Source organism: Aeromonas sp. R6-1, assembly GCF_040908165.1.
Taxonomy (GTDB): Bacteria; Pseudomonadota; Gammaproteobacteria; order Enterobacterales; family Aeromonadaceae; genus Aeromonas; species Aeromonas caviae.
Genome location: NZ_JBFODF010000035.1, coordinates 1 through 6,096, shown reverse-complemented (window position 1 = coordinate 6,096; position 6,096 = coordinate 1). Strand labels below are relative to the sequence as shown.

Sequence of the window (6,096 nt, the reverse complement as noted above, 5' to 3'; positions counted from 1 at the left end):
GGACAAGGTGGCTCAGAAGTCTCCTTCCACCATGTACTCTTCGGCACACTCCACCCGCCTTGCAGCCAGAGTGGGGACAAGGTGGCTCAGAAGTCTCCTTCCACCATGTACTCTTCGGCACACTCCACCAGCTGGGGCCAGAGATCTTCCGGCACCCAGGCCTCGGGGTCATCCTCGTCACCGTCATACTGGCTCCAGAAGAAGGCACGCAGCCCGCTTGCGAAGTCGTCGCTCAACTCCGCCAGTTCGGAGAGGGGCCCCAGCCAGGCAATGCGGCGCAGGCCGGAGGCGAGATCGTTGATAGCATCCATCAGGGTGCGATCATCCAGGCTCTGCTCCACCAGCAGGGTGAAGCGCTCGCGGGCGCTCTCGGTCTGATCCTCGTCCAGCTCACCCACGTCGGCCAGCAGGTCGACAAAGTCCTCCAGCAGGAACTGGATCAGGGCATCCCTGTCCTCGAACCACTGGATCTGGGCCCCCTTGGTGCCCAGCACCGAGGCATCGAACGAATCATCGAGATGGCACAAAGCCCAAGGATCGTCAGTCATTGCTACCCTTCCTACACCTGAAACAAGAGAAGTATCTTATGCCGGGTGCCGCACCCTTGCCAGCACGGCGGCACAAAAGGGGCCCCCCGACGGGGCGCCCCATCACTCGACCCTGGCCACCTTGGGCAGGGAGAGGGAAGCGGCGAGCCCCCCCAGCTCGGCCCGCCCCATGATGAGGCTGCCGCGATAGGCTTCCGCGAGATCCGAGACGATGTTGAGGCCAAGGCCCGAGCCCGGCACCTTCTCGTCGAGGCGCACCCCCCGCAGCACCGCCTTGGCGATCTGATCCTCGCTCATGCCGGGACCGTCGTCCTCGATGCGCAGGGTGATCCAGCCCCCCAGCTCGGCGCTGGAGATGCGCAGCTCGCTGGCGGACCACTTGAAGGCGTTCTCCAGCAGGTTGCCCACCATCTCGTCGAAGTCCTGCTCCTCCACCCCGACCGCCAGATTGACCGGCACCTGCAAGTCCACCGTCTTGCCGGGATAGAGGCGGGAGAAGGCGCGGCAGATGTACTCCACCCGTGCCCGCACCGGGGTCGACACCCCGAGGATCTTGGCGGCGCCGGTCACCCGCGCCTTGCCGAGGTGGTAGTCGATGTGGCGCTGGATCTGGTCGAGCTGCTCGCCGAGGGCGGCCTGATCCTCCGGCGGCAACTGGGTCACCTGGTTGCGCATGATGCTGAGCGGCGTCTTGAGGGCGTGGGCCAGGTTGCCGGTGTGGGAACGGGCTCGTTGCAGCAGCTCGCCATAGTGGTGCAGCAGGCGGTTGATGTCCTCCACCAGCGGCTGGATCTCCAGGGGGTAACGCAGCCGGAATCCCTCCTGATGACCCTGATGGACGCGGCTCAGCTCGCGACGCAGCAGGTGCAGCGGGCGCAGGCCGTAGAGGATCTGGAACATGAAGCCGAGCACCAGGCCGGTGGCGGCGAAGCCGAGGCCGAGGAACAGGCTGATGCGGGTCTTCTTCAGGGTCTGGGTCAGGGCGCTGCTGTCCTTGGCCATCACCAGAGTGAAGACCCGATCAGACCCCGGCAGCAGCACGGTACGGGTCATGATGAGCAGGGGCTCCTTGTTGGGCCCCTTGCCGACGAAGAGGTCCGGATCGCCGAAGGCCGACTTCAGGCCGTGGGCGCTCAAATGGGCATCCCACAGGGAGCGGGAGCGACTGACCACCGTCTCCCCCAGCTCCAGTTGCCAGTAGTAGCCGGAGTAGGGCTGGCGATAACGGGGGTCGGCCATAGGCTCGGTGACCACCGGCATGCCGTCCGGCTGGATCTCGAGGCGGGAGAGCAGATCGTAGAGCTGCAGGCGCAAGCCATCGGCCTCCGCCTCCTGCCAGTAGTTGCGCATCATGGTCTGCAGGCTGAAGCCGGTGGCGAACAGGAAGAGACCGCACCAGACCATGGCGATCACCACCAGCCGACCTCGCAGGGTGCGTACCAGCCTCATTCAACCCACCCCGCCATCGGTTGCGGTCGCGTCATTCGTTGATCCGGTAGCCGAGGCCGCGCACCGTCTCGATGAGATCGGCGTGGGTCTTCTTGCGGATGCGGCCGATGAACACCTCCACGGTGTTGGAGTCGCGATCGAAATCCTGGGCATAGATGTGGTCGATCAGCTCGCTGCGGGACACCACCTTGCCCCTGTGCTGCATCAGGTAGCCCAGCACCCGGAACTCGTGGGCGGTGAGCTTGATAGGGGTCCCTTCGTACCATACCTGAGAAGCCGCCATGTCGAGACGCACGCCACCGATCTCGAGGATGGAGCTGGCGTTCCCCGCCGCCCGGCGCACCAGCGCCTGCACCCTCGCCACCAGCTCCGCCACCTGGAAGGGCTTGGTGAGGTAGTCGTCCGCCCCGGCGTTGAGCCCTTCAATCTTCTCATGCAACTGGCCACGGGCGGTCAGCACCAGCACCGGGGTGTCCATCCCCTTGCTGCGCCACTCCTTCAGTACGCTCAGGCCGTCGCGACCGGGCAGGCCGAGATCCAGGATGATGGCGTCATAGGGTTCGGTCTCGCCGAGAAAGCCCGCCTCGTTGCCATCGTGGCAGAGATCGGTGACGAAACCGGACAGACGCAGCTGTTCCGCCAGCTGGCCCGCGAGGATCTTTTCATCTTCAACTATCAGAATGCGCATACATGGGTATCCAAAACAGGGTTGTGCCGGCACCGGCAACGGTTGGGGGGACGAACCGGACAACGGCAGGTTCGCGGACTCACGCCGTTACTCCTCTTCCGGGGGCGGGCGCGGAGCGAACAGGCGCTCCAGATGGTGGCCCTTGAGCCACACCATCTCCAGGTTGTCAGCCCGATAGCCCACCTTGATGACGCTGTTCTCCTCGTCGATGAGCCTGAGCTCGTAGAGCCAGACGCCATCCTCCTCACCCAGATCGACGCGCAGCACGCGCACCGGCAGGCGGGAGGCCACCTCCATCAACTCATGAAAAGGGCGGACCCGCCCCTCGCTGACCGCCTGTTGCAGCAAGGCCTCGTTCGGCTGGGCCGCCTGAACCAGCATCGGCAGCAGCAATCCAAGCAGGGGCAGCGCGCTATTCATGGGTGATTCATCTCTCAAAACCTAACATAATGCCGTTTATAGTGTGCCAGCCATGAATCCGGAATGAATATGATCCCACGCAGTATCCTGCTGATCTTGTGCCTCTTTTCCACCTTTGGCTGGGCGGCGCAGACACGTCTCGACATGGCCGGACTGGTCAAGTTGTTGCTGGCACAAGGGTATCACGACATTCGGGAAGTGGAGCTGGAAGGGGAGAAATTCGAGGTCGATACCCTGGATGCCGACGATCAGCGCGTCCAGTTGCAGGTCGATGCCAACACCGGCGAGATCACCAAAAAAGAGGCCGAATAGGCCTCTTTTGCTATGGGCGTGACGACTGTTGCGCCGCCTCCCTCCCGGCCACTTGCGCTCGCCTGCGCCAGGGGCGCAGCAGCTTTTCCCGACGGGGCCACAGCAAGGCGCAGGCCAGCACCAGATAGATGAGGGGCTCCTGCCACCCGCTCTTGACCGACCACCAGTAGTGTACCGGCACCAGCAGAGCCACCCCGTAGATCCAGTTGTGCAGCTTCTGCCAGGCAGGCCCCATGCGCCGCAACAGGGCCGGGATCGAGGTGATGCCGAGCGCCAGCAACAGCAGCAGCGCCACCATGCCCACCACTATGTAGCTGCGCTTGACCAGCTCGCCGCCAATCAGCCCCCAGTCGAACTGCAGATCCAGCCCCAGCCAGACCATGAAGTGCAGGGACGCCCAGGCGGCGCACCAGAGCCCGAGGGGGCGGCGCAGCTTGATGAGCTGCCCCTGGCGCCAGCGCTTGGCGAGCGGCGACACCAGCAGGGTCAGCAACAGCAGGTGGAGGGCCCCCTTGCCAAGGTAATGGGTCAGCCCCTGGACCGGATCCCCCCCCAGCAGCCCGGCTGGCACGGCATAGCCCAGCCAGAGCAGAAAGCCGATCGAACCAAGGTGCACCAGCGCCCGCAAGCCGTTGACATGGGCTGTTTTCAGTCTCGGCATCATATTGCAGTTCCCGTCATGTTTTTCCCGCTTCTCATCCCCTCTCCCACCAGGGGAGAAGGAGACAAGAGATCAGTCGGACAGAGCGTCAGTCTCAATACCATTTACGCAGATCCATCCCCTGATAGAGGGACGCTACCTCGTCCCCGTAGCCGTTGAACATCAGGGTCGGCTGGCGCTTGGCACCGAAGATGCCCCCCTCGCCGATGAAACGCTCGCTGGCCTGGCTCCAGCGCGGGTGATCCACTTGCGGATTGACGTTGGCATAGAAACCATACTCGTTCGGCGCCAGCAGGTTCCAGGTGGTGGGGGGCATCTCCTCCACCAGGCGGATGGAGACGATGCTCTTGATGCTCTTGAAGCCGTACTTCCAGGGCACAACCAGCCGGATGGGAGCCCCGTTCTGGGCGGGCAGGGTTTTGCCATAGAGCCCCATGGCGAGGAAGGAGAGGGGGTGCATGGCCTCGTCGAGGCGCAAGCCCTCCACATAGGGATAATCGATGCCGCCCCCCAGGGCACGGGAGGCCTGCCCCGGTAACTGTTCCGGATCATAGAGCGTCTCGAAGGCCACGAACTTGGCGCGACTGGTGGGCTCGGCACGGCGGATCAGATCCGCCAGCGCAATGCCGCTCCAGGGCAGCACCATGGACCAGGCCTCCACGCAGCGCAGCCGATAGATGCGCTCCTCCAGCGTGCTCTTGTTGATGAGATCCCACACATCCAGGGTGAAGGGTTTGGCCACCTCCCCTTCCACCTTCAGGGTCCAGGGCTCGGGCTTGAGGTAATGGCCGTTGCGGGCCGGATCCCCCTTGTCGGTCCCCAGCTCGTAGAAATTGTTGTGGGTGGTGGCCTTCTCCTCCGGGGTGAGGATCAATCCCTCTGGCCGGGTCGCGGCACGGATGTCGAGGGGTCTGGTGGGGGCCACGGTGGCCGGCTTGTCCGGTGCGAAGAGATCCAGCAGGCTGGCCTTCACCGGAAACGCCAGGGTGGCGGCACCGACGCCCAGGCCCAGCCCTTTCAGGATGCGGCGACGATCCTGATAGACGGTTTCCGGCGTGACATCCTGTTCGGTGGGGTGATGAGAAGTACGGCGCTTGATCAACATGAAAAAACTCCCGGGACGATGAGGTTGACAACCATAAGACCCGCCCCGGCCGAGTTTTATTTCACACAGAATTACATGAGTTGGTAAAGGGGCAGTGCCTTGGCCATGGTACCGGCCAGGAAGAGCACTACGAACACCAGCAGAGGAACGATCACGTTTGGCACCATCAGACTCACTCCATGAGCAGGACAGGGCCTCTAATTATGGAACAAGGTCTGCGGCGCCTCCAATGAATTTTTTTCGCGAGCGCAAGCGTATTCCAGAGTTGCAAAGAGTGATCGGGATCACACACAATCCGGCCCCCGCTTGCTGCCGCTCTACCGCGGAGTAGGCTGCCTCCTTTTCCGGATTCAACCACTGAGAGTCACGCCATGAGCCCACTGTTCGCCATCGCCATCACGACCGGGATCCTCTCCGCCGTCTGGGGTGGACTGGCCGCCGCACTCGGTCTCATCTCCTGGGTAGGCTTCCTCGGCTGCACCAGCTACTTCGCCTCGAGTGGCGGTTACAAGGCGCTGTTGCAGACCTTGCTGTGCAACACCACCGGCATGCTGTGGGCACTCCTGCTGATCCACGGGGAGACCTGGTGGGGGGCCGGCATGGCGGGTTATCTGATGACAGGGGTGGTGGCCACCCTGATGTGCGTGCAGGCCAGGCAGCAGTGGCTCGCCTACATTCCCGGCACCTTCGCCGGTTGCTGTGCCACCTTCGGCGCCGCAGGCGAGTGGCGGCTCATTCTGCCCTCCCTCATCATCGGCGCCCTGTTTGGCTATCTGATGAAGGCGAGCGGCCTCTGGCTCTCCCAGAAGACCCTCTCCACCGACGGCGTCAGCGACCCGGCCTGAGCCTGAGCCTGAGCCTGGCAAGGTAACCGATTCGGTCGGAAACCAGAGGGGCGGCCCGTCATCGACGG

At 63.7% G+C, this 6,096-nt stretch carries 8 protein-coding genes; 2 read left to right on the top strand and 6 right to left on the bottom strand.

Features of this window, described 5'->3' with window-relative positions; genetic code table 11:
* Positions 1-86: 86 nt before the first annotated feature.
* The 4 genes from AB5Y68_RS10070 to AB5Y68_RS10055 form a co-directional block, all read right to left on the bottom strand.
* A complete protein-coding gene (locus AB5Y68_RS10070; protein ID WP_010675970.1) occupies positions 87-548 on the bottom strand; it encodes a hypothetical protein in 462 nt (153 codons plus the stop codon).
* Between the two features lie 102 nt (positions 549-650).
* Positions 651-1,997 carry a sensor histidine kinase gene (locus AB5Y68_RS10065; protein ID WP_010675971.1) on the bottom strand — a complete coding sequence of 449 codons (1,347 nt, stop codon included), beginning with the start codon at positions 1,995-1,997 and terminating at the stop codon, positions 651-653.
* Between the two features lie 31 nt (positions 1,998-2,028).
* Entirely contained in the window at positions 2,029-2,685 is a 657-nt protein-coding gene (locus AB5Y68_RS10060) for a response regulator transcription factor (RefSeq protein WP_005332666.1), read from the bottom strand.
* An 87-nt stretch (positions 2,686-2,772) separates the two neighbouring features.
* On the bottom strand, positions 2,773-3,105 hold the full coding sequence (locus AB5Y68_RS10055; protein ID WP_010675972.1) for a PepSY domain-containing protein: 333 nt from the start codon (positions 3,103-3,105) through the stop codon (positions 2,773-2,775).
* A gap of 63 nt (positions 3,106-3,168) precedes the next feature.
* Here AB5Y68_RS10055 and AB5Y68_RS10050 point away from each other — a divergent pair, with 63 nt between their 5' ends.
* The gene (locus tag AB5Y68_RS10050; RefSeq protein WP_039039611.1) at positions 3,169-3,417 is read left to right on the top strand and encodes a PepSY domain-containing protein; all 249 of its coding nucleotides are present in this window, start codon (positions 3,169-3,171) and stop codon (positions 3,415-3,417) included.
* A 10-nt stretch (positions 3,418-3,427) separates the two neighbouring features.
* On the opposite strand, the gene msrQ is transcribed toward AB5Y68_RS10050, so the two are convergent.
* Together msrQ and msrP are read right to left on the bottom strand one after the other, a co-directional pair.
* A complete protein-coding gene (gene msrQ, locus AB5Y68_RS10045) occupies positions 3,428-4,081 on the bottom strand; it encodes a protein-methionine-sulfoxide reductase heme-binding subunit MsrQ (RefSeq protein WP_039039612.1) in 654 nt (217 codons plus the stop codon).
* A gap of 91 nt (positions 4,082-4,172) precedes the next feature.
* Positions 4,173-5,183, bottom strand: coding sequence for a protein-methionine-sulfoxide reductase catalytic subunit MsrP (msrP, locus tag AB5Y68_RS10040; protein WP_039039613.1), 1,011 nt, complete (start codon positions 5,181-5,183; stop codon positions 4,173-4,175).
* 371 nt (positions 5,184-5,554) lie between these two features.
* Between msrP and AB5Y68_RS10035 the strand changes: the two genes are divergently transcribed.
* Positions 5,555-6,028, top strand: coding sequence for a DUF1097 domain-containing protein (locus AB5Y68_RS10035; protein ID WP_039039614.1), 474 nt, complete (start codon positions 5,555-5,557; stop codon positions 6,026-6,028).
* The last annotated feature ends 68 nt before the right edge of the window (positions 6,029-6,096 follow it).